The 24,890-nt window shown below is 41.2% G+C and carries 21 protein-coding genes and 1 pseudogene; 13 read left to right on the plus strand and 9 right to left on the minus strand.

Annotated features, from left to right (window positions below):
* Position 1: 1 nt before the first annotated feature.
* Complete coding sequence (locus ACK8HY_RS05615; RefSeq protein ID WP_416133019.1) at positions 2–3,601, minus strand: response regulator; 3,600 nt, start codon at positions 3,599–3,601, stop codon at positions 2–4.
* On the minus strand, positions 3,591–5,075 hold the full coding sequence (locus ACK8HY_RS05620; RefSeq protein ID WP_416133020.1) for an ATP-binding protein: 1,485 nt from the start codon (positions 5,073–5,075) through the stop codon (positions 3,591–3,593). The genes ACK8HY_RS05615 and ACK8HY_RS05620 overlap by 11 nt, the downstream gene beginning before the upstream one ends.
* 215 nt (positions 5,076–5,290) lie before the next feature.
* On the opposite strand from ACK8HY_RS05620, the gene ACK8HY_RS05625 reads away from it, so the two are divergent.
* From ACK8HY_RS05625 to pdeM, 4 genes are read left to right on the plus strand one after another with little or no spacing between them, the layout of a single operon-like run.
* Positions 5,291–6,274, plus strand: a complete 984-nt coding sequence (locus ACK8HY_RS05625; RefSeq protein ID WP_416133021.1) for a ligase-associated DNA damage response exonuclease — start codon at positions 5,291–5,293, stop codon at positions 6,272–6,274.
* Complete coding sequence (locus tag ACK8HY_RS05630; protein ID WP_416133022.1) at positions 6,271–7,851, plus strand: ATP-dependent DNA ligase; 1,581 nt, start codon at positions 6,271–6,273, stop codon at positions 7,849–7,851. The genes ACK8HY_RS05625 and ACK8HY_RS05630 overlap by 4 nt, the downstream gene beginning before the upstream one ends.
* Positions 7,852–7,853: 2 nt before the next feature.
* Positions 7,854–10,316, plus strand: coding sequence for a ligase-associated DNA damage response DEXH box helicase (locus ACK8HY_RS05635; RefSeq protein ID WP_416133023.1), 2,463 nt, complete (start codon positions 7,854–7,856; stop codon positions 10,314–10,316).
* Positions 10,313–10,969: a ligase-associated DNA damage response endonuclease PdeM gene (gene pdeM / locus ACK8HY_RS05640; protein ID WP_416133024.1), complete on the plus strand. Its 657-nt coding sequence runs from the start codon at positions 10,313–10,315 to the stop codon at positions 10,967–10,969. Before ACK8HY_RS05635 ends, pdeM begins: the two co-directional genes overlap by 4 nt.
* On the opposite strand, the gene ACK8HY_RS05645 is transcribed toward pdeM, so the two are convergent.
* The 4 genes from ACK8HY_RS05645 to ACK8HY_RS05660 all read right to left on the minus strand — a co-directional run bounded on the left by ACK8HY_RS05645 (position 10,970) and on the right by ACK8HY_RS05660 (position 14,788).
* Positions 10,970–11,932, minus strand: coding sequence for a helix-turn-helix transcriptional regulator (locus tag ACK8HY_RS05645; protein ID WP_077432983.1), 963 nt, complete (start codon positions 11,930–11,932; stop codon positions 10,970–10,972).
* Between the two features lie 122 nt (positions 11,933–12,054).
* Positions 12,055–12,846, minus strand: coding sequence for a heme ABC transporter ATP-binding protein (locus tag ACK8HY_RS05650; RefSeq protein ID WP_416133025.1), 792 nt, complete (start codon positions 12,844–12,846; stop codon positions 12,055–12,057).
* 32 nt (positions 12,847–12,878) lie between these two features.
* On the minus strand, positions 12,879–13,910 hold the full coding sequence (locus tag ACK8HY_RS05655; protein WP_077432981.1) for a FecCD family ABC transporter permease: 1,032 nt from the start codon (positions 13,908–13,910) through the stop codon (positions 12,879–12,881).
* Between the two features lie 5 nt (positions 13,911–13,915).
* On the minus strand, positions 13,916–14,788 hold the full coding sequence (locus tag ACK8HY_RS05660) for a heme/hemin ABC transporter substrate-binding protein (RefSeq protein WP_254846164.1): 873 nt from the start codon (positions 14,786–14,788) through the stop codon (positions 13,916–13,918).
* 292 nt (positions 14,789–15,080) lie between these two features.
* Between ACK8HY_RS05660 and ACK8HY_RS05665 the strand changes: the two genes are divergently transcribed.
* The 9 genes from ACK8HY_RS05665 (at position 15,081) to ACK8HY_RS05705 (ending at position 23,630) form a co-directional block, all read left to right on the plus strand.
* Positions 15,081–17,459 carry a TonB-dependent receptor domain-containing protein gene (locus tag ACK8HY_RS05665; RefSeq protein WP_416133026.1) on the plus strand — a complete coding sequence of 793 codons (2,379 nt, stop codon included), beginning with the start codon at positions 15,081–15,083 and terminating at the stop codon, positions 17,457–17,459.
* A gap of 64 nt (positions 17,460–17,523) precedes the next feature.
* Positions 17,524–18,279, plus strand: a complete 756-nt coding sequence (locus tag ACK8HY_RS05670; protein ID WP_416133027.1) for an HmuY family protein — start codon at positions 17,524–17,526, stop codon at positions 18,277–18,279.
* Positions 18,280–18,309: 30 nt separating this feature from the next.
* Entirely contained in the window at positions 18,310–18,897 is a 588-nt protein-coding gene (locus ACK8HY_RS05675) for a hypothetical protein (protein WP_416133028.1), read from the plus strand.
* Positions 18,898–19,182: 285 nt separating this feature from the next.
* Positions 19,183–19,971 carry an HmuY family protein gene (locus ACK8HY_RS05680; protein WP_416133029.1) on the plus strand — a complete coding sequence of 263 codons (789 nt, stop codon included), beginning with the start codon at positions 19,183–19,185 and terminating at the stop codon, positions 19,969–19,971.
* A gap of 125 nt (positions 19,972–20,096) precedes the next feature.
* Positions 20,097–20,807 carry a hypothetical protein gene (locus tag ACK8HY_RS05685; RefSeq protein WP_077432977.1) on the plus strand — a complete coding sequence of 237 codons (711 nt, stop codon included), beginning with the start codon at positions 20,097–20,099 and terminating at the stop codon, positions 20,805–20,807.
* An 87-nt stretch (positions 20,808–20,894) separates the two neighbouring features.
* Entirely contained in the window at positions 20,895–21,698 is an 804-nt protein-coding gene (locus ACK8HY_RS05690) for a hypothetical protein (RefSeq protein WP_139351002.1), read from the plus strand.
* An 83-nt stretch (positions 21,699–21,781) separates the two neighbouring features.
* Positions 21,782–22,789, plus strand: coding sequence for a hypothetical protein (locus ACK8HY_RS05695; protein WP_416133030.1), 1,008 nt, complete (start codon positions 21,782–21,784; stop codon positions 22,787–22,789).
* Between the two features lie 102 nt (positions 22,790–22,891).
* Positions 22,892–23,455: a biliverdin-producing heme oxygenase gene (locus tag ACK8HY_RS05700; protein WP_077432974.1), complete on the plus strand. Its 564-nt coding sequence runs from the start codon at positions 22,892–22,894 to the stop codon at positions 23,453–23,455.
* A gap of 28 nt (positions 23,456–23,483) precedes the next feature.
* A complete protein-coding gene (locus tag ACK8HY_RS05705; RefSeq protein WP_175991939.1) occupies positions 23,484–23,630 on the plus strand; it encodes a hypothetical protein in 147 nt (48 codons plus the stop codon).
* 149 nt (positions 23,631–23,779) lie between these two features.
* On the opposite strand, the gene ACK8HY_RS05710 is transcribed toward ACK8HY_RS05705, so the two are convergent.
* From ACK8HY_RS05710 to ACK8HY_RS05720, 3 genes and pseudogenes are all read right to left on the minus strand, one after another.
* Positions 23,780–24,124: a hypothetical protein gene (locus tag ACK8HY_RS05710; RefSeq protein WP_416133031.1), complete on the minus strand. Its 345-nt coding sequence runs from the start codon at positions 24,122–24,124 to the stop codon at positions 23,780–23,782.
* A 40-nt stretch (positions 24,125–24,164) separates the two neighbouring features.
* Positions 24,165–24,563, minus strand: a complete 399-nt coding sequence (locus tag ACK8HY_RS05715) for a hypothetical protein (protein WP_416133032.1) — start codon at positions 24,561–24,563, stop codon at positions 24,165–24,167.
* 176 nt (positions 24,564–24,739) lie between these two features.
* Positions 24,740–24,799: pseudogene (locus ACK8HY_RS05720) on the minus strand (hypothetical protein); the annotation flags it as partial.
* Positions 24,800–24,890 lie beyond the last annotated feature (91 nt).

Consider the following 24,890-nt stretch of genomic DNA (forward strand, 5'->3'; position numbering starts at 1 on the left):
ATTAATTTTCGTATAACCAAACCCGTAACAATGACAAAAGCTGATCTACATCAACAGGTTTTGATATATAATCTGAAGCTCCTGCTTGTATACATTTTTCCCGATCACCAATCATAGATTTGGCCGTAACGGCAATAATAGGTAATGTAGCAAATGAAGCTTCCTGTCTAATATTCCGAATCGTTTCGTACCCATCCATTTCGGGCATCATCATATCCATTAGGACAATATCAATTGTTTCACCTGAATTTAGCACTTCCAGTGCCTCCTTACCGTCCATTGCTGGTATGACTTGCACCTGAAATTTTTCCAATGCTTTTGTCATAGAAAATATATTACGCACATCATCATCAGCTACCAGTACTTTCTTCCCTTTTAATACATCGGTCAACGCACCCAGACCATTGTTTTTCCGGCGTACATCATCCGAATTGTTGGTTTCAATCAAATGTAGGAATAAGCCTACTTCATCGAGGATACGTTGATAGGAATGTGCGGTCTTGACGACTACCGAATCTGCATATTTTTTAATCTTTAGTTCCTCGGATTTTGATAGATTTTTGCCCGTAAATATGATTATTGGTAAGTTTTCGAGACCTTCATGCTGTTTAATAGCTTCCAGGGTATTATATCCCATTTCATCAGGCACACCCATATCCAAAATTACGCAGTCTACCTCAGCAGTTCCCAGTGCATTGATGCTATCTGTAACATTATCTTTTACTTCAAGTGAAATATCAAAACTACTTAAAAAATAAGCCAATGCACGTGCATGTTTCGGATTTTCTTCAACAATAAGAACCTTTTTTGGCGATTTACTTAAGGCGGATTCAATTTTCTGAAACACCGATGTCATCTGCTCGAGGGCCACGGGTTTATTGATAAAATCAATTGCACCTTTAAGCAAACTTTCCTTCTTCACTTCAAGTGACGACATGATATGTACTGGAATATGGCGTGTCTCCTTATCACCTTTTAACTCATCCATCACCGCCCAGCCGTCCATAATCGGTAACTGAATATCCAACAATACAGCCTGCGGATGATACTTCTTGGCGGCCGGCAGGGCATGATCTCCCCGTACCACAACAACACCCTTGTAATGCTGGCTATGTGTATATTTCAATAATGCTTTGGCAAAATTGATATCATCTTCAACAATCAGAATAACCTTGTCTCCTTCAGTAATATTATTTCGATCATCAGGTAATTCTTCTGGTATACGTATGGTAGCCGGATTATAAGTATCTTCTGTGACGAGCTCACGTACCTCCTCAACTTCAGAGTGGATCTCTTCCACAAGCTGTTGCTCCTTTGTTTGGACTTCACCAAGTTCAACTTTATGATCCGGTATGATAAACGAAAATGTACTACCTTTTCCTTCCTCACTCGTCAACTTGATTTCTCCTCCAAGCAAACGGGCGATCTCCCTACTAATCGATAGACCCAATCCTGTACCACCAAATTTTCTCCGGGTCGACCCATCTGCTTGTTGGAATGCCTCGAAAATTATCTTTTGTTTCTCGAGGGGTATTCCGATACCGGAGTCTACTACAGCAAAGACAATTTTATCTTTTGTCGCACTATCGCCATAAATATCCAATCTAACTTCGCCAGTCGCAGTAAATTTAATTGCATTGGAAATCAGATTACGCAACACCTGATCTATTCTAAGCCGATCACCCTGAAAATTTTGTTTGAGTTTCGGATCAATGTTGATCGTGAAGGCCAAGCCTTTCTCATTGACGATTGGCAAGAATAAATTATTCAGATCTGCGCATATATCATTTATATTCAGGTTCGCATATTCCAAGGTCATTTTACCGGATTCAATCTTTGAAAGATCCAATATCTCGTCGATTAATGTCAATAGACTCGTTCCGGAACTCTGGATCACTTTGGCCGATTCGATCTGGTCCGCATTCAGGTTCTGTTCATTATTCTCGGATAGCAGACGGGAAAGAAGCAGGATAGAATTTAGCGGTGTACGTAATTCATGAGACATGTTCGCCAAAAATTCAGACTTATATTTTGTACTCAATGCGAGTTCTTCGGCCTTCTGTTGGATTTCCAGGTTCCGCTCAGCAATCATAAGGTTTTTGTCTTCCAACAATTTTGAACGTTCCTCCAATTCCTGATTAGATTGCATCAATTCTTCGTGCTGAACTTTAAGCTCCTCCTCAGACGACTGTAAACGCAAGGTTTGGGCCTCTAACTCTGTATTTAGGTTCTCAAGTTCAGCGTGCTGCGACAACAACTCCTCCGATTGAACCTGTGTTTCCTCCAAAAGTGCCTGGATTTTGGCACGGCCTTTTGCAGATGCAAGAGCGATGCCAAGTTGTCTGGCAGATTCGGTCAGGAAAATCACTTCTAATTCAGTAAACGGCTGACGGTGTCCTATCTCCAAAACACCCAACACTTGATCTGCAGATACAATGGGGACAAAAATAAGATGCGGCACATTGATTTTACCAGAGGCAAAACTGACCAAATAATCTTCTTCACGGATATTATTGATCACTTTCGTTTCCTTATCGACAAATACCTGTCCCACATACCCCTCCCCTGGAAGAAAATATAGCTGCGCTTTCGGATCCAATCCATAGCAACCCGATCGTTCAAGTTTCTCCTCATTAAAGATATATATTGCTCCAGTAATTGCACCAATATAATTTACCAGTCCTTTTATTGAATCCGTTGCAAGCAACCTTTCGGTTTTATTACCGACCAGGCCTGTGTAGAGATCAGCATAGCCCATATGTAACCAGTCATTATCCCGAAGCTTATCAAAGGACTTTTTTAGGGATTTTGACATCCGGTTCACAGATTTTGCAATCGCACCTAGATCATCATCTTCAATATCCTCCGCTTTTACATCGTAGTCTCCAGAAGCAATACGGTTGGTAATATTTTGAACCAGATTTAACCTGCGAGCAATTCCCTCATCCTTTTCAACCAGCGATTTTTCCAGTGCCAAGCGTCTAAGAAAATCTGCCCTTAAGCGAAAATAAAAATATGCTGTGATAATCAGCGATAGTAAAGCGCTGATAACGATAAACAGGGTCGTAATAAATGAAGAATTATCCAAATTGGCAGCTTTCCGGTCTATATCATCATCTTCATAATGAATAATATCCTTGATAATATTACGGCATTTATCCATCGCTGTTTTACTTTCATCCAACTTCTCCACAGTGACGGTCCCGCCCTTTCTTTTGGTGTCTACGGACTCCTTTAATACCGCCAACCGCCATTGAACAGCAGTAAACAAGCTATCTACTCGGCTCCGCTGGATCGGATCTGCTTCCGTAAGTTCCTTTATTTCATTTAATTCGTTCGGCAAACTCGCTAGAGCCATATTAAATGGATCCAGGTAATTCTCTTTACCCGTAAGCAGATACCCCCGGTTTCCCGTTTCGGCCCCCTGTAAGGAATTCAGTATAATATTTGATAAACTGATTATTTTCCGGGTAGCGGTCAACTCCTGACGGTGTTTATTCTGCTCTTTAATCCCTAGATAGGAGGCTGTGGAACTCACCAACAGTACAAATAAGGACAAGCCAATTCCTATAGATAAGTTATTCAGTGTTTTATTTGGCATCTGTAGGCAGATTTAATGGTATTGTAAAATAAAAAGTGGCCCCTTTCCCAGCTGAACTTTCGACAGCTATAGTTCCTTGATGGCTACGGATAATTTCCGAACAGATATAAAGGCCTATTCCCAGCCCCTGAAAATCAAAAGAGGTTTCTTCCACACGGTAAAACTTATTAAAAACTTCAGAAAGCTTGCTTTCAGGTATTCCGATCCCGAAATCTATTACACTTATTTTGACAAAGTCATCCATGACCCTACAATCAACGATCACTTTCTCTGTCCCAGCTGCATATTTATAGGCATTGGTCAAAAAATTAACCAGCACCTGTTCCAGTCTTATTTCATCCCCATACACCATTAAGCCCGAAATATCTCCTTGCCTATGGAGTTCCATCTTGCTCTGGTCATGGGTCTGCACGATGGAATCAACAGCGTTCTGAACCATACGCTCGAGCGAGAAAACTTTTTTGTTTATACCTAATTTGCCATTGTCGATTTTCGATAAATCGAGCAGATCTGTGATCAGACTATTGAGTTTCTCCACCTGATCCTGAACTCTATTAACGTATTTCGCCTCTGCACAGTCTCCGTCAAGTTTTAATTTTCGGTCAAGTAACTGCATATACGCTTTTATACTTGTCAACGGAGTCTTGAGTTCATGGCTGGCAATACTCAAAAATTCATCCTTTTCTTTTTCAGCTTTCTTCTGAGCATCTATATTGGTAAAGGTTCCAACCCAATTATTTTCCCCATTTTCTAGAATCGGCCATACCCTTAACAATTGATAAGAATAACCTGGTTCGTCCCGCTTCTTGACCCGCACCTCCATTTCCAACGGCTTACCTGAATCAAGGCTTTCCTGCAACTCGGCAGCAATTGGCTTATCATCGGGATGAGTCTGTGGGAATGCCTGCTCATTATCCGAAAATTGAAACCAACGACCATTAACAAATCCGATATTCCCACGATGATCGCAGGTAAATGCAATCTGAGGCAATGATTCCAATAGCGTATGTAGATAATCTACTTTCGAACGGAGTTCTTTCTGTGCCTGTTTCCTTCCTTCTACTTCCTTTTCCAAGGCTAACTGGATATCCTTTAAAGCCTGTGTTTGTTCATACAACCGATAGAATGTTTTGACTTTGAGCATCAGGATATCTGGATCTACAGGTTTGGTCACATAATCCAGGCCTCCAGAATCATAACCTTTGGTAATAAAGCGTTTATCTGTGTTGACAGCAGACAGGAATATAATAGGTGTTTCCTTTGTCTTGCTAAATCCCGCAATATTCTCGGCAACCTCAAAACCATCCATATTGGGCATCTGTACATCCAATATGATCAAAGCATAATTATATTTTAAAATTTTCTTTAAAGCTTCTTCACCTGACTGGGCGGTATCAACTTTAAAATTTTTGGATTCTAATAACTTTTGTAACGAATAAATATTATCTGGGTTATCATCAACTATTAATATCATAGAGAGCTAAAACTAAGGATCAACGTAAACAAATGTAAAAAAATTAACTGAATCCACCTTATAATGATTGCAGGCAAAAAATCTCCTTAGCCCGGAATGTAAATACTGTGATCGGCTTTCGCTAAAAAATAAACAAAACTTTAACTTATGCCTACCTGTTTGAATACATAACATGCTGCAAACAGCAGTCATGTTGTCAAAAACAAGGATTCGCTATGATTCAATTCACATCAAAAGGTATTTATTGTATTCCGGGCAAATTTTACTTAGATCCCTGGCAACCAGTTGATCTTGCCATTATCACCCATGGACATGCAGATCATGCGCGACCGGGGATGAAAAAGTATCTTTGCCATCATTTTACAGTTGGCATATTGAAAAGCCGGATTGGCGCAGATATTCAGGTGGAGGGCATAGCTTACAACCAAACCATCCGTATTAACGGTGTAAAAATTTCTTTACATCCTGCTGGGCATATTATTGGCTCGGCTCAGATACGTATGGAATACAAAGGAAAAGTAATTGTTTTCACCGGAGATTATAAGCTTCAGGATGACGGACTCTCCACTCCTTTTGAACCTGTAAAATGTCATGAATTAATTACTGAAAGTACTTTTGGTCTTCCAATCTATCGTTGGGAAAGTATTGGGAGCCAAAATCAACGTTTAAATACATGGATCACTCACAATCAAGGATATAAAAAAACTTCCGTATTTATTGGTTATTCATTAGGCAAGTCTCAAAGGATATTAAATGCGGTGAAAGATATGGGCGAAATATATGTACATTACAGTATCGCTAAATTAAATATGGCCTATAGGGATGTGGGGATAAATTTACCCCCTTATCACATTATCGACCCAACGACGGACATGAAGCAACTGGATGGTAAGATCGTACTACTACCACCAGCATTACTGGACACACAACTACTTCATAAGATACCGCATGTTGCCTACGCGATCTGTTCCGGTTGGATGCAGATTCGTGGCGCACGCAGATGGCGCAGCGCAGATGCCGGTTTTGCTATCAGTGATCATGCGGATTGGAATGGATTGTTGCAGGCAGTAAAGGAAAGTGAGGCCGAAAAAGTCTATGTGACGCATGGACAGACAGCTTCATTTAGTAAGTACCTGAATGAGATAGGTATTGCTGCTGAAGAGGTTAACACGGATTATGGTGAAGAACTAAGCGTATGATAGAATTTGCAACTTTAATCAATGCCTTGGACAGCAGCAATAAAGCCAGCTTGAAAAAGGAAGCTATTATTCGCTTTCTAACATTTGCCCCTGAGAAAGACAAACGCTGGTTTTTGGCCTTAATGACGGGTAAACGGCCTAGACGTCCGGTTTCAACAAAGGATCTCAAAACTTGGGCATTGGAAATCACAGGTATTCCGGAGTGGTTATTTATCGAATCCTATGCAGCTGTTGGAGATCTTTCCGAAACCCTATCTTTGATATTGCCACCACCATTGGAGAAAACAGACAGAAGTCTAAACGACTGGATGGAAGATATTCTGCTTATAGGAAATGCTTCACTCGCAGAAAAAAAAGAATTTGTACTCGCCTCCTGGAATAGGCTCAACACAATTGAGCGTTTTATTTTCAACAAACTGCTGGGCGGTAGCTTTCGTTTGGGGATCTCTTCCAAAGGATTAATAAATACCATTGCGACACATTTTCAGATCGAGCCGAGCATTGTTACCCATAGCATTATGGGCGAGTGGAATCCGCATGACTTCGCGTTTGACAAACTCGTCCGCGGAGAATATAGCAATACCAACCTGTCAAAACCTTACCCCTTCTGTCTGGCTTACCCCATTGAAAAAGAAGTGGAAGAACTTGGTCCAATTTCGGCATGGCAATGCGAATACAAATGGGATGGGATACGTGGACAACTGATCAAAAGAGGAGACGAAATCTTTATCTGGTCCAGAGGAGAAGAACTGGTCACCTCACAATTCCCGGAAATTAGCGAGGCACTGAAACAATGGAATGGAAGCTTTGTTTTAGACGGCGAAATTCTGGCAGCGAAAGACGGACAAATATTGAATTTTAATGAACTACAAAAACGCATTAATCGCAAAGTGATATCCAAATCTTTGCGTGAAGAAGTCCCTATTGTTGCCTATCTCTATGACCTATTGGAGTTGGATGGTAAAGACCTCCGGTCAGAAACGTTACAGGACAGACGCAAATTATTGGAACAGTTGTATCAACCCAATGTTGGACCTACAATCCAATTGTCACCACTTATCCATTGCGAAAATTGGGCCGAGCTACGAACCTTACAAGCTACATCGCGTGAGTTAAACAGCGAAGGCATTATGCTCAAAAAGAAAGACTCTGTTTATTATGTTGGCCGGAAAAAGGGTGGCTGGTGGAAATGGAAAGTCAATCCGATGACCATTGACGCAGTATTAATATATGCACAAAAAGGCAGCGGACGTAGAAGTGCGCATTACACAGATTACACTTTTGCCGTTAAAGATGGTGATCAATTAGTAAGCATCGCAAAAGCCTATTCAGGCCTTACAGATAAAGAGATACTTGAGGTTAGCCGCTATGTTCGACAGCATGCAATAGAGAAATTCGGACCTGTACGGACTGTCAAGCCCGAGCTGGTATTTGAAATTGCCTTCGAGGGAATAGGTTACAGTAAACGCCACAAATCTGGTGTAGCCTTGCGCTTCCCACGAATTTTGCGTTGGCGCAGGGACAAAAAGGCCGATGAAATAGATACATTAGAGAACATCAAAAAATTAATACCATAAAGTTGAGTCAGAAGATAATACACAGTGAAGGATTCAAGATCGTTAATCGTTATTTTGAATCCTTAGGCAATACTCCTTTTGGCTTCCAGGTTAAGACTTGGGACCGATATATGCTGGGGTACAGCGGAATGGTCATTGCCCCTACAGGATTTGGCAAAACGTTTTCGGTGTTTATGGCTGTCTTGATCGATTACATGAACCATCCTGAACACTATCAAAAAGGATTAAAATTACTATGGCTCACGCCTTTGCGCTCTTTGGCAAAGGATTTGGCCCGAGCAATGCAAACCGCTATTGACGATATTGGATTAGATTGGGTTGTACAGGTGCGTAATGGGGACACCGATCCAAAGATCCGAGCACAACAGACCAAAGCAATGCCGGATATTCTTTTGGTGACTCCGGAAAGCCTGCATCTCCTGCTCGCCCAAAAACAACGTGACAAATATTTCAAAAACATCCGCTGCGTTACTGTAGATGAATGGCACGAACTTATTGGAAATAAACGCGGTGTCATGGTAGAACTGGCCTTGTCATATTTAAAACATCAGCATCCACATCTTCGGATCTGGGGTATAACTGCCACCATAGGCAATCTGGATCAAGCAATGGATGTACTGCTGCCATTAGAAAAAAAACGCGTCCAGATTATCGCAAAGGAGAAAAAGAAAATTGCCATCAAATCGATCTATCCAGATAAAGTAGAACTACTTCCTTGGGCAGGACATCTTGGTGGCAATCTCGTGAATCAGGTCGTCCCCATTATTCTCGAAAGCAAAAGTACGATCCTTTTCACCAATACGCGTAGCCAAAGTGAATTATGGTATCAGCTATTACTGCAAGCACATCCTGATTTTGCGGGACAGATTGCGTTGCATCACAGTTCAGTAGACGCTCATATCCGCGAATGGATCGAAGAAAATCTGAGCAGTGGAAGGCTAAAAGCAGTGGTATCCACGTCATCACTCGATTTGGGGGTGGATTTTAAGCCTGTTGATACCGTCATCCAAATCGGGTCAAGCAAAGGTGTCGCCAGATTTATGCAACGCGCCGGAAGAAGTGGCCACAGCCCTTTCGAAACATCCATTATCTACTTCGTTCCGACACATTCCCTGGAGCTTATTGAAGTCGCTGCTTTAAAGGAAGCGGTCAAAACCCAAACGATAGAAAACCGCGACCCCATGGTCCAGAGTTTCGATGTGCTGGTCCAGTTTATGGTGACAATCGCCCTTGGAGGCGGCTTCCAATCGACTGAGCTCCAGCAGATCGTTGCCGGGACCCACGCATTTAGCTATATGGAAGATGAGGAATGGCAGTGGTGCATGTACTTTATCACTGCGGGAGGTAAAATCGGCAAACGCTATGAGGAATTTCACAAAGTAGTACAAGACAGCGATGGTAACTGGATTATAAAAAATAGGCGCATCGCCCTTCTCCATCGGCTGAATATCGGTGCCATTGTTGGCGATGCCATGATGCGCGTAAAGTTCCTCTCGGGCGGATATATCGGTATGATTGAGGAATATTTTATCAGTAAACTGAAGAAAGGCGAACGATTTAATCTTGCTGGCCGCATTCTTGAACTTGTTATGGTTAAGGATATGACTGTATTTGTCAAAAATTCTTCCGGTAAGGCCATCACTCCAAGCTGGCTGGGAGGCAGATTGCCCCTTTCATCCAATCTCAGCCATTTTTTACGTAAAAAACTTGCAGAAGCGAAAGCTCCCAACCATACAGAAAAAGAACTGCGCTTCCTGGCGCCATTGATCCAGCAGCAGCAAAGTCTTTCGGCTGTTCCCAATGAATCACAATTTCTGGTCGAACATATTAAGACCAATGAAGGTCATCATTTATTCTTTTATCCGTTGGAAGGCCGCTTGATCCATGAAGTCATGGCTGCCCTGATCGCTTACCGCATCAGCAAACGCTATCCCATTAGTTTCTCCATGGCCATGAACGACTATGGTTTTGAACTCTTTTCCGATAAAGAAATTCAATTGGATCAAGCGCAATTAACCGAGATATTGAGCCGGGAAAATCTGATGCAAGATGTGATCAGTAGTATCAACTCCGCTGAAATGGCAAGCCGCAAATTTCGCGATATTGCCGTAATTTCGGGATTGGTGGTCCAAAATTATCCCAGCACCCAACAAAACAACAAATCCTTACAAGCTTCTTCGGGTATTATATTTCGTGTTTTGATGGATCATGATCCTGACAATTTATTGTTAAAACAAGCTTTCACCGAAGTATTCAATCAGCAATTGGAAGAATACCGTCTGATAAAAGCATTTGAAAGAATAAATAATAGCCAAATCATCTATACCTTTGTAGAGGAATATACTCCGCTGAGTTTCCCGATCAAAGTGGACAGTTTACGGCAATCCCTTTCCAGTGAAGCCTTGATTGAACGAATTCAACGCATGGAGCATGCAAATAAATCAAAACGCCGACGAAGAAAATGAATATACAGGAACAGCTAATAACATTCAATAAACAACAACTCATCCTTAATAATCAACGGACTATCTTTTGGCCAAAACAAAACACCCTGATTCTATCAGACCTTCATCTTGGTAAAGCTGCTCATTTTCGTAAACATGGCATTCCTATTCCTTCGGATACAGCTAACCTAGATCTGCAAAGATTAGCTACATTAATAGATCACTATAAAGCAGAGAATATTTTGGTTGTCGGTGACCTTATTCATGCGGGGATCAATCAGGAAGTTTTTTTACTGAAAGAGTTTAAACAAAAATATGCCGATCTCAATTTTCATCTGGTCTTGGGTAACCATGATCGAATGGTGGAGAAATTAGCGAAGCAGATTGATTTGATCTATCACAAGGACAAGTTCGAGCTCGAGCAGATCTCCTTTGTACATGAACCGACAACAGCCCCTTCGGCTTTCAGCATCAGCGGACATATTCATCCGGGAATCAGTATCAAACTCCCACCCAACAAGCATCTCCGTCTGCCCTGCTTTTGGGTCTCTGCACAACAGATTATTTTACCGGCATTTAGCAAATTTACAGGATTGGATAGCCGAAAAATGCCATCGGAATATGCATGTTTCGCTGTACACGACGAAATAATCCTACCGCTAAAGAATAGCTAATTACATTTTAAGTTCGCCAGGAGATATTCCATAGTATTTTTTAAAGGCGCTGCTAAAGTTATTCTGATGACCATATCCGGTCAGCAAAGCAACTTCATAAACCGTCATCTTATCATCCAATAGATAACTTTTGGCTTTTTCCATTCGTATTCTCGTTAAATAATCATGGATTGTCACCGAAAAATATTCTTTAAAGTCCTTTCGCAGCTTGCTTTCACTGGTTAATACCTCTGCCGCCAGCTCTTTTTGTGTCGGCGGATTGGCAATGCGCTGTTCGAGAATCTGCCGCGCCAGTTCCAGGCGCTGTACATCCTCTTCGTGGAATAAAGAGACATCTTGTTCACTTTTCTCGTTATACTGTTCAAATTGATACATCAGCAACTCAACAATACGAGATTCGGTATGGAGCCTTCGTATCTCACCTTTTTTCTTGGATTCAATAAGTTCCGCTATGGTATGCTGCATTTCGTAGGTTGCCATCAGATCCTCTTCTGAAAACGATGTGTATTCGCCTTTTTCAATTTCATGCACAAACTGCTGGTGCAATAAAGAATCCCGCTTGATGAGATTGAGATAATACTCCTTGGATATGACCGCAATAAAATAGGTATATTCTATACCCGGCTCTACTTCATGTATCGATTTAACAGAGGGTATATACCTGATATTGTGCCGGCTCATGCCATAAGGCAGCTTGCTATCAGTAGGTTTAAAAAAGATAAATTGACTGGTAATGGTCTCCCCTTCAATCTCAGTCAATATCTGTACAGGCCGATCAAATTGCATTTTCGAATGCAATATAAACAAGCCTGAGGTAGAGAGCTGAAAATTTTCCATGTGAACGGGCTCCGTATGGATCGTGATTTTATTTTCTACCAAAGGTTTGTCAGGCACATAGCTGTCTGGAATTTCTTCTTCAAAAAGCCAATCAGCCAACTCAACTATTTTACTTTTCACCAACATGATTACAATTCAAATAAGCCTGATGCAGTTAAAATTAACGAATTAGGGTGGGAAATAAAAATTATTTATAATCTATCTAAATAAACTCCTGGTAGACAGGCACAATGTCAAAATGGTCTGGTCTATTCCAGATCAATATCCATCTCCTCCAATTGAACATAAGGTTTTAATGTCCTTGGATTCATGATCACATTGGATTCAACCGAAAAAATCGTATAGATTTCCTGCTGCGCCAAAACCTCTACGGGTGTACCATGAAAAAGTTTGCGCCCATGTTTGAGCATCAGTATCCGGTCGGCATACATCGCTGCAAAATTAACATCATGGACAACCAAAACAACCATAAACCCCTTACGGGCCAGTGCTCTGGCTATAGCAAGCACCTTTTGCTGATAATGTAAGTCCAGGGCAGAAATAGGTTCATCTAATAATAAGAGCGCATCTGGATTATCCCATATCTGTGCTAACACACGGGCAAGGTGAACACGCTGCTGTTCCCCGCCCGAAAGACTCAGAAAATCCCGATCGGCAAAAGCCGTCACACCACAGAGTTCCATCGTCTCGGCCAGCACCTTATAGTCATGCGCTGTGGGTGTATTTCTATAATGAGGGTATCTGCCCATTAAAACAATCTCTTCCACCTTAAAACTTAATGTCATCTGTTGCTGCTGACTTAACATAGCCCTGCATCTGGACAATGCTGCTGCATCGTATGCAGAGAGGGATTTTCCGTTAAGATAGATGTGCCCGGAATCAGGTTTTTTCTCTCCGCATAATACCCCCATCAGGGTGGACTTCCCTGCCCCATTGGCACCAAGTACAGCCAAGACTTCACCTTTACGCACCTGAAAGGTGATGTCCTTGAGTAGTTTTCGGCCTTTCAGCTCATAGTTGATTTTCTCTACACGCAACATAAGACAATATTAGTTAGACATCCGAAGGAAGGCTATTTATCCTTGATTAAAATATACAAAAAAACCGGTGTTCCAAGTAAGGCCGTAATCACACCGATAGGCAATTCTATCGGCGCCACTGAGACCCGGGCGATAACATCCGCCAGGGTCAGCACCAATGCACCAAGGATCAATGAGCCCGGAAGCACAAAACGATGATCCGGGCCGCCCATCAGGCGTACCGTATGTGGAACAATTAATCCTACAAAACCGATAATCCCCGATACCGCCACCGAAGCGCCTACTGCCAATGTAGACAAGACCACCACAAATCTTTTTACACGATCAGTACGCATGCCCAATAGATCCGCCTGCAGTTCTCCTAAGGCAAAAGCATTCAATGATTTTCCGAAAAAAGGCAGGATTATTATAGAAATACCGATAAAAGGTCCTACAGCCAATAAATTTTCCCAGCTTGCGCCGCCCAAACTTCCAAGCATCCAAAAGGTTATGGTGCGGAGCTGTTGTTCTGTAGACAAATAAGTCATTAAGCCTGTTAGGGCGCCAGCAAAGGCATTAATGGCAATGCCTGCCAACAACATTGTCGTCACGTTGGGCCGTCCATTTTTACTGGCAATACGATAAACCAGAAAGGCCGTCAATCCGGCTCCGGCAAATGCACCAAATGCCAAAATATAATAACCGATCCAGGCCGAAAGTGAGGTTAGCAGGAACGTTTCAAATGCAATGATCAATACCGCGAATAAGGAGGCACCCGAAGAAATACCAATTAATCCGGGTTCTGCAAGCGGATTTCGAAAAATCCCCTGAATGGCAGCACCCGAAATACCCAGAGCAGCACCAACCAAAATCCCCAGCAATAAACGTGGCATGCGGATCTCAAATAAAACATCAGCGTGCATGCTGTTTTGATCGGTAGATCCCGGATGATTTATCTTCGCCATCAACATGGATAAAATATCTTGGGGAGGTATGTGATAAGCACCTAAACCTAATGCAATAATACATATGACAATCAATATTAGGCTCAATGCCAGTAATATTACTTTCTGTTTCTTCTGCACCTGATCTATTTTGAGTCCATTACTTTTTCAAATCCCCGGTGCAGTTCCAAGATCGCATCTGGTAGCCGGTTACTAAAATTGACCAGCAAGGAGGCGTTCATAACCAATATGCGCTCTTTTTTACCCGCATTGGTAATACGCATCCCAGGTAATTTAAGAATGGCTTCTGCGCCCCCAAGGCTACTAGCCCCAAAATCGAACAGCAATACAATATCCGGATTGGCCTGTACCAATGCTTCCGTTGTATAGGGTTTGAAATCCGAGAATTCCTGCACGGCGTTTTTCCCTCCAGCCAGATTAATCATCGCATCCAGACTACTGCCCTTTCCCGCAACACTCATTGTACCTGTCCCACGGGCATACAAAAACAGTACTTTCGGCGTAGCTTTACCTTTATTTTCTTTATTTACCAACTCCAGGGTACGATCCAGGCTTGTTTTTGTACGTGATACCAGAGATTTCCCTAAGGATGGCTCTCCGACAGCATCAGCAACCCCCTGAATATAACGCAGTGCGCCTTGGGCCGAATAATTTGGCTTAATCGCAATAAACCTTACCCCAGCGGCACGGATCTGTTGGATTACCGAATTGGAGATATCCCCCTCATTCGCCAGAACAAGCGTAGGCTTAAAAGACAATAAACCTTCAGCCGAAACAGAACGGTTTTTGCTTACCCTTGGCAATGCTGCTGCTGCCTTTGGCGATATACTGGTCACATCTGTCGCAATCATACGATCCCCTATCCCGAGCCCATAAATTGTTTCTGTCAGTGAACTGTTCAATGTAATAATCCGTTGCTGTGCACTTGCCCATCCGCCAAGATGGAGCAAACAACAGAGCATAATGATGTAAATTCTACGCATCTCTTTCTTCTCCATTAGAACCACACAAGATTTTGTTTCTTGTTTTCTTGTATGACAATTGTATTTGACTACAAAACAAATCAATAATCAGTCTAAATACAAATTATTTTCACTTCCCCTAAATAAAGGTTTAGAGTAGAATAAATAAGCTATCACACTATAAAACAATAAAATAGCACATAAAACTAGGCCAGTTAGGGTTAACAAAAATCGGATTAAATAGAATTTATGACAATTTGCATATAGAAAAATCCAATAGTATTGCCTTTTTTTGTAACATTATTTAGAATGATTAAAAATAAAAATAGTGTTTAAAAGTCGCTCTTCTATTCGAATAAGTACAGTAATCACGCTGTGCGCCTGCCAGATCTTAGCGGTGCAAGCACAGGAAAAATGGAAACTATCCGGAACCTTAAAGAATGAGTCCGACAAAGCGATAGCCAATGCAACCGTTTACCTGTATCCGGATAAATATGCTTTCAAAACAGATAGTGCTGGAAAATTTCAATTTAATAAACTCTATTCAGGTCGTTATGAGCTTGTCGCACAAGCGCTAGGCTATAAGGAGCTGCGTCAATTTGTAGACTTGAGCGATAAAAACCAGGAACTGACCCTTACGGTACATGCAGATAGTCGTCAAATCGGCGAGGTCGAAGTAAACCGTAAATTGGAGGCCGTCGATAATCTTATCAAAGCCGAAAACGCCGCTATGCCGGTCAAGGTCATCACAAAAAGAGAGATTGAGCTGATGGGAAGCCGTCGGTTAGACGAAGTGCTAAAAGAACAGACTGGTATTGCTATCGTCAATGATATCGCGGGTGGTTCTCGAGCTGTCGGCGTTCAGATTCAAGGCTTTAGCAGCAACTATGTCATGGTATTGGTAGATGGACAACCCATGCTCGGTCGTAATAGTGGTAATTTTGATCTTTCCCGTATTTCGGTGACCAATATTGAGCGTATTGAGATTATCAAGGGCGCATCCTCCTGTCTCTACGGTAGTGATGCACTTGGTGGTGCCATCAATATCATTACCCGCCATGGCGCCATCACACCACAGGCGCATGCTTCTCTGCTCTATGGTAGCTTAAATACAGTTGATGCGACATTGGAAGGCGAAACACCATTTTCCAATCAAAGAGGTAGCGCCGTTGTTTCCGGAAATTACTACCGTACAGATGGATTCAATACGGACAAGCAATATCTCAACCCAACAAGCACAACATTCCCGCCTTATACCAACTATAGTTTTCAGGGGCGCGTACGCTATCGCACGAGCAAAAATGGTACCGTGGGAATGACTGGCCGGTTTGCTGCCCGCGAATCTGAAATGATCAATGCCTGGTCTGAAGACCGCACCTTGCAGGACAAGCAAAAAGATCAGGACATCAATCTGTCAGCCAGCTACGACCATAATTTTGAATCAGGACTGCGCAGCATGACACGCTACTATTTTTCCAGGTTTCATTCGCAGATTGCTGCGCAATGGTTACGACAAGGAGTTTTAGCCAGTGCTGAAGAGTTCGGACAGAATGTACACCGCATCGAACAGCAATTTGCCTATAATCCCATACAACAAGTTAAATTTACTGGAGGAATCGGTGGTAGTCTAGAGCAGATGGATAATCAGGATCTGGATGCCAAACGCTCGTTGAACAGTGCGTTTATCTACTTCCAAACGGAGTGGAAACCGATAGACCGCTTGCTGACGACACTGGGACTACGTTACGACCAGACCAATGTTTATAACGGGCATCTGAGCCCAAGCCTAGGCTTACGGTATCATATCAGTCCAACATTATTGATCAAAGGAGGTGTTGGCGCTGGGTTCAAAGCTCCGGATTACAAAATGCGTTATCAGGTGTTTTTCAATCCCGCTGCGAATTATCTGGTTGTAGGCACCGAACGGGTAGCCGATGTGGTTGCGGCCATGGACCAAGCGGGTGAATTGAGTTACAAGAACAGCTATATGCTGAATTTAGTCGCAGGTAACCTCAAGGCCGAAACTAGCCTCTCCAACAATATTGGGCTTACCTGGAATCCTTCAAACAAATTTCAGGCAGATTTTTCTGTTTTCTATCATCGTATCAACAATCAGATCAATACGGTCAGTGTAGGTAATGGTACCAGTATCGCGCAGATCTATAGTTACCGTAATTTACCGAAAGCGATGAATAAGGGTTTTGAAGTTTCAATAAGTTATCAGGCTACCAGGGATCTGCAATTATCCATGGGCTATCAATATCTTGTCGCAAAAGATCTTAGCGTATTGGATAGTATCGCAGCGGGTCATTACCCCTATAATCAAATAAACGATGCTGCAAGTGATCTCTATCGACAGAGCAAAAAATCAGATTACTGGGGCATTGAGGACCGTTCGCGTCATATGCTCAATTTCAAAGCTCAATACGAATACAAACCCTGGGGAGTCAATGTTAATGCCCGCGTTAATTTTCGTGGAAAGACACCTTTTCAAGAATACAACGGAAATCAATTTATTGACAAGTATGACATCTTTATCCCCTATCATACGCTTCTGAACATGACGATCGAAAAAAGTCTGATGAACCGGAGGTTAACCTTTCGTCTGATCGGCGACAACCTGTTCAATTTTACGAGCCGCTATCTATTGGGGCAGCCCGGTAGAGTGATTATGGGCGGAGTCAGTTACCGGTGGATGAAGGATTAGCGATTGGAGATTGGAGATTGGAGATTAAAGCTAAAAATAAGTACACAAAATAGTAGATAAAACAATGAGAACAATTAATATCATTATAGCGGAATGCAGCATCTGGCTTTCATTCCATAAGATTGGACGTTGTATTTTTTCAGGTTTTCTGGCACTTATGCTCCTTTCCTGTGGGAAGGACAAAGACTATACGATTGGATTAGAAGATGGCAAAAGTGTCGTCATTAAAGATCTGGCTGGTGATACCGATGCCGCCATGGGTGATGGTGCTGAAGGTAAAGAAAAACGACCATTCAACATGTTTCTTTTTCGATTTAAGGACAAAAAGCAAATTTGGATCAAGACAAAGGCCGACTCCGCACAATGGTTAAAAACAAAAGATTGGGATATTGCCTTTACGGGTCCCTACAATTCTGAAGTCTTTGTCAATAATGCTGTTGATGAGTTCAATCCGGGTTATCAGGGCGAAGCCAACAATACAGCTGTCATGCTATTAAAGCAATCTTACCAAAGCCTGACTGTAGCACCTTCGGACGAAGAATTTAATAAGAACGGAACGGGCAAAATTGGTTGGGCATCCAACTCGGAGTCTCTAGGCTGGTTTCAGTATAGTCTAAGTACCCATATTATGCAAGCGCTGCCCAATCGCACCTATGCTATCCGGCTTCCCGATGGTAAATATGCCAAGTTACAATTGATCAATGCCTATAAAGGAAATCCATCGGCAGTGACCAATATGAACTGGCCGGCTCCCTATTACACCTTTAAATATTATGTACAGGAAGATGGCAGTAAAGATTTAAATACAAACACATTATAAATAAGGAAAAATTACACAAATAAATTAAAGATGAACAAATTATTTACAACAGCGGCACTTTTATGTGCATTGAGTCTAGGTTTTACTTCCTGTAGCAAGGATAATGATAAAGTTGAGGAAAACAAATTGAATGATGCTACAGCTGTCACCGCTACTGCCAAGATTGAAATTCCTGCAGGCGCAAAAGTTTACTATGATTTCAAGACAAATAGTGTTCAGGAGGAAGCAAAAAGTATGATAAATCTATCTGGCATGTATGGTTCTACTTTGCAAAAAACATCAGCTGAAAACTATAAAATGGGATATTTCGATCAAGAGAATACAAGTATTGAAAAATTGACATTAGCCGCAGTATTAGGTTCCAACATAACTTCCACAGAAAAATTAGGCATAGACGCTTCCAGTGCTGGTGCTCCAGCGACAGGCCCCACATGGATAATCTATGACTTTAAGAACAATCATGCAGTATACCCCACCCCTAACCGTTACATCGTCATGTATAAAGGGGAAAAGCTAAGCGAGAAGAGTGATGAGCTTTTCGTTATTCAGGCAGCTGGAATTACTGCTCTCAATGGCAATGCAACGTACAATATTAATTTTAAAAAGTTTGTAAAATAATTTATTAAAAGGTACGATCAGTCTTCTTAAAGAAATGTCTCTAAATATATTCAATCAAAAAACGTACATGAATTAAGTTTGGAGACATCATTATTATTTTTTCCATCAAAAAGCTCCTAATTGAAGTTCCATTAAGATATGCAAAGAACATATTACATATTAAGTTAAACGGTTAACATCAAAATTAATATATAAAATATCATTTTTCATACACAAGTAATAGGGTAAACTCTTTACCTTTACCATTATTTAGAATGATTTTAAATAAAAACAAACACACAACAAATGAATATAGCAAGACAGCTCAACAGAACAAAATATATTGCATTGCTTTGCATTGGTCTAGCAATCCATACTTCCTGCAGCAAATCGGATCCAACGGTAGAACCTGTTGTCGAACCACCCAAAGAAGAAGAAAGCAATACAGGGCTTTATAATAAACTGATTCAAGTCCGCAATTTTGCTGGTACAGACAAAAATGACGGCAACAACGCTGCTCCTACAGTCTATTATAGTCTAGAGACAAACAAAGGTATTCCTGAAACACACCGTCAGACCCGAAACTGGGATATTGCATTCAGCAATATTTTCAATAGTCACGTATCTGGTAATAATGGTACAAACAATTCAAATTTTGGTTATGGCAACAATGCAACGGGCGGTATTCTGATCGTCGAGAAAGCATTTGATGAAGTCACCGAAATTCCCGCAGATTCCCAGTTTAAACTTATAGGCGATGCAATTGGCATGGATCAAAACGGGGACGAAGGAAATGGTATGGGTTGGTTACTCTACGACTTTTACGGCAAACTGGTACGCGATCACAACATTCAGAATGAACACGTTGCTTACGCGCTAGGAAACGGACTGACACTAAAAAGTGGAAAAGTGATTAAACCCAGAACTTTGATTGTCCGTACAGCAAAAGGAAATTATGCCAAAATTAAACCCGTATCCATGTATAAAGATCTGTATACATCGGATAAATGGTTTAAGGATTCACCCCATGTGTTTATCTCATTTGATTATGTCATTGTGCCAAAAGGGAGCAAAACGTTTGAAATAAAACCATAGATCGTACAATTCTTATTCAAAAAAAAACCGGATATACGGTCGAGGTACATCCGGTATCAAATTGACTAATTAACATATATTTATTAACTAGCCCACTGTAGAAGTGGCAAAATTACGAAAAAGAAATGAAAATCAAATTCAGAACTTTATCAATTGCCTTCGGTATTGCCGCGATTGGCATGACCGCATCCTGTAGCAAAGACAATTCACTTGCTCCTAATGTAGAAGAGCAATCATTCAGCAAACGCGCTGCCACACCTTCAACAACCATAGGCGGTACAGTAAACTTTACTGCTACTGGCACAAAAGGATATTTAAAAACTCTTGCCACAGGCACTTATGGTGCACGCAACTTCCATCAGGGTACAGTACCTGACCTGGTCGATACAACGCAATGGAAAAACCCAGCGAGCACTTATTATTATGATTTGGTCAATAACGATGGCGGCACATCGGCTGGCTACGACTTTCAATTCAGTGGCACAGCCAATGCAAGCCTGACTGTAAATACAACAAAATACAACCTCTATTACGTCAATACAGCTTTTGATGCTGTGACAGCAGCGACTACCGGTACATTGATTTCAACAGGTACCGCAGGATCTAACAGCATCAACGGAACAGGAAACCCATCAAGCGCAGGTTGGTATATCTATAACATTAGCAATCACATCATGAGCAGCTATGGTCCAAGAACGTATATCCTGGTCAATAAAACGACAAATACAAAATGGAAATTGCGTTTGAATAGTGTATACAAGGATGAGGTGCCTAATGCCCCTTATGCTGCAACCAATTTCCCTTTTATGAGTTTCGACTACAAAAAGTTGAACTAATAGGTTCGCACACTCTTTTTTTGATAAGAATTGTAAATTTTAAATCCGGTATCAGCTACGCTGATACCGGTTACTTCCCAGATAATAATGAAAACTCAATTATTAACTCTACAAAGATCAATACTAACTTCAGGAGTTTTAATAGGAAGCCTATTTATCTCCTCCTGTACGAAAACTGAAATTCAGCCTTATGAAAAAGAAGAAATGGCTCGAATCAGCAGCTTCAAAATTATTAATACCAATCAGGAAATTATTGGTGCTATCGATAATAGCAATAAAACTATCACCGTCACTCTTCCAGCAAATCTTTATATGACAAGCTTGGAACCAGAAGTAAAGGTCGCTTCTGGGGCTACTTTAAAGCAAGGGACAGATACTTTGATCACCAATATGATGGACTATTTCAGCAATGGTCGCATCATACAATACCCTGTGACAGCCACAGATGGAAGTAGTGCGACGTATACCTTAACCATAAAAAGTGATCAAATCCCGCTCAATCCACAGGAAGTCAGCACAGATTTAAATAATCCTATCGCCTACGATCAGACCTTTTGGTATACCCGAAATGACATCTACGTCCTTAATACCCTTAGCTCATACCCCTATATCGCTACACCAGAAAGTGACCTCGAACTGGCCAAGGCAAGTTTAGTCGATAAAAATGGAAAGGAATATGCATTTAAAAGTATCTCATCAGCAACTTCTCCATCGGTAGAAAAAGCCTACATGCTGCTTAATCTAAACGACATCGAGGGACGCGTAACAGGAAGCGGACGGGATATTAAATACAACAAAGTACCTGCTGCTGGCGACTATTTTATTAAGCTTCGTTATTACAGCCGCGAAGTGACCTTAAAAAATCCGATACGGATTTTTTACAATAATTAACCATCCTGAAGTAAACCAATAGATCGTAGTCAGATTAATTAAATTAAGAATATTTTATTCGACTACCGAAAGTCATGATTAATATGAAAACAAGATACAGCATATATACCTTTCCTGCTCTGTTGCTATTGGCAGGAATACTCTTCTCGGCCTGTAAAAAAGAATATGAGATTGCTCCTACTCCTTATGCCGAAATTACTTCCTTTAAAATCCCTTACAATGCAGGTAAAGATACGATTGTAGCCATAGTGAATGGGGAGAACATCCATGTCTCCTGGCCGGGATCAACAGAATGGCCTATTCCGGAGACTATCAGCCCTGTTATTCACATCTCGAAGAATGCCAGTATTAGCCCAGCCTCAGGAACAGCAATTGCACTCCATGATGGCGCTCAGTATCAGGTAAAAGCGCAGGATGGTACGACCAAGGTCTATACGATTAAACTTTCCAATGGAGCCGTACTGCCTTCCTTTGTGGATGAAGAGACAGTGCTCCCGCTTGCATTGGGCGGTACCTATTCGATCCCATTCCGTAATCTTGCTACCGATGGCAGTGATAGCCTTTTCCTGGTAAATGATCAGAATAAATTATTCACATTGATCGCTGCGTCACGAAACCAGCTCAGTAGCTTTCAATTTATTGCAGACCAATATGACGGGACAGGCATACCAGCCGGTGATTATTATGTTCAAGTAAACAATAAATACCTAGTCCCCGTCAGAAGCAGTAAAAAAATAGTTCATATTACCTCAGGAACAGCCTATCCCTATCCTTATTTCAATCATCCGAAAACCTGGGAAGTAAAAAGAGGAGATGTGATCAGTATCCCTGTTCGACATCTATCAAAACAACTTTTGTTTTCCGCTGTTTCTTTTAATTTTATAAACGAATCGGGCTATCCTGACGCTTTTCCTTTGGAATTTTTGGCTATTTCAGAAGACCTAAAGTCAATTCGTGTCAAGATTCCGAATGATGCTCCTACAAACGTATCAACTTCGCTCAGTGGTGGGATATCACTTAGTTTATCGGGTGATTGGTCTACTTTCTTAACATCACCATATTATCAATATCCGATCAAAATCGTAGAATAAAAATCCTGTCGTTTTTCATAGATGATAAATCAGAAAACAGCATAGATATTTGGAAATAAATACGAATCTTTGTATAGAATCGTTATAAATAAAAAGAAGAACATGTTAAGTCAACATATCAAAGAGCAGACGCACGCTGCTCACCAAAACGTAGAAGGAACGATTGTGCGTCAATTGAAAAATATTCGTTCTGAAGCAGATTATGCTGAGGTATTAAAAGGGTTCTATGCTTATTTCCGTGCAGTGGAAGATAACGTAGCACCTTTCGTTACAGCCGAAGTATTACCTGATCTGGCAGAGCGCCGCAACTCGTCTTATATCAAAAGTGATATTGAAGCCTTGGGCGGTAATCTCGATAATCTTCCGGATGCAACAGCTCCAGTTGTAACCAATATACAGGAAGCACTCGCATCACTATACGTGCTAGAAGGTTCTATTATGGGTGGTCCGTATATCGTACAGATGCTGAACAAATATGGTGTCAATAAGGGAACCTCTTTCTTCGAAGGTTATGGTGAAAATAGCCGCGAGATGTGGGCTGGTTTCACGGCTGTATTAAATAAATATGCTGAAAATTCCACAACTTATGATCGTTCTGTAGAAATTGCGAACCAAACTTTTTATAACTTTGGAGACGTATTCACGCCGATCACAAGTGCAAACTAAAAAGGCCTGATATTGTTTAATCCTTCAGATGGAGCAAAAAGACAATAATAAAGACAATAAATCAAAATGGTTGAAGCGTGCCGGCATGGGGGCATTTCTCTTCTTCCTTGCCAAGGGACTTGTGTGGCTTGCGGTATTTTTCTTCGCGGCAAAGTCCTGTAGCATATCTATTTAGTATTAATAGCCAGGTTTTAATAATGTGTAAAAGTTATAGAGATGTGGAGTTAAACCGACTTCACATTTTTTATTTCTATTCCTAACATACTTTTACTAGGACACAGCAACGACCACTTCTTTTATGAAAGTAATAAGATTGTCGGCGCATCAATTTTTTATTTTTTTCTGCAATTCCCTCAGCTGCCCATAATTATTTATCTCTACCACACCGGGTGTAGCTGCCTCAATCACGGTTAATGCTCGGTCACCGGAATGATAACCATAGATATGATTTTTGTCCCGAAAAAAATAATTATATTCGATCACCACCGGTATCTGTCCCCTGCCCCCATCGCAACCTTCAATGACGTCCACAGTAGAACCGAGTAATTCCATGCTTTCTAGATCGGCGCTATTGGGAATCTCCTTATTTTCTATCAGCAATTTACCATCATAAGCATAGGCTAATTTTAGATCTTTTAAACTAGATTGATGTACTATCGTTCTTTTCATCGCCATTGTATCGTCGGAAAACACCAACTGTCGGCCATCGTCAAAAAAATCCAGAAATTCCTTTTTGATAGGAATAAACACCCTGGATAAACTTACTGTCTTTACTGAGCCATGTCACAGGTGCCAACATTCCTGCTCCGTCTTGGTCCTTATAAAAAGCCTTACCATCAAAATAGAGTCCAGCATTGGTAATTTCCAGTAGCTTTGACTGTGCAACAGCTGTCACATTCATAGCTGGCTGATCGTTGATCATGTCCCAACCATTATAATATATCTTACCATCTTTATTGATAAGTTGATGCTGCTTGTTCAGCCACTGTGCCTTTATGGGATAGAAATAGGTAGTTGTGCCATCCTCCAAATCCAGTCCAGCAGAAACATAGCACCAAATATTTCCATCGTTAAAATCGACAAAGGAATTCAGCCAGTTTCGACTCACTTGATGCCCCTTTAACTATTTTTTTTGTATATGGATCAAAAGAAAAGGAAAACCATTTTCCTTGAATGCAAAGCAGATCTGCATCAAATGTAGCCTTCACATCTTTACGATCTGCAATTTTCACAGGCTTTACATGATCAACATCATAGAATTCGATTGCAAGTAAATAGTATGCATTATTGTCTGCCAGAAGCAAATTGTAAGCATCTCGATTTATAATTTTGATATCGGCACCGACCGCTACCATCGGAATATCTTCCTGAGAGACAATACTGATATCGTTTGGATCTTTTACACTAATCCGCAACAATGGAATTCCTTTTATCG

The sequence above is a fragment of the Sphingobacterium sp. NGMCC 1.201703 genome (genome assembly GCF_047784615.1).
Classification (GTDB): domain Bacteria; phylum Bacteroidota; class Bacteroidia; order Sphingobacteriales; family Sphingobacteriaceae; genus Sphingobacterium.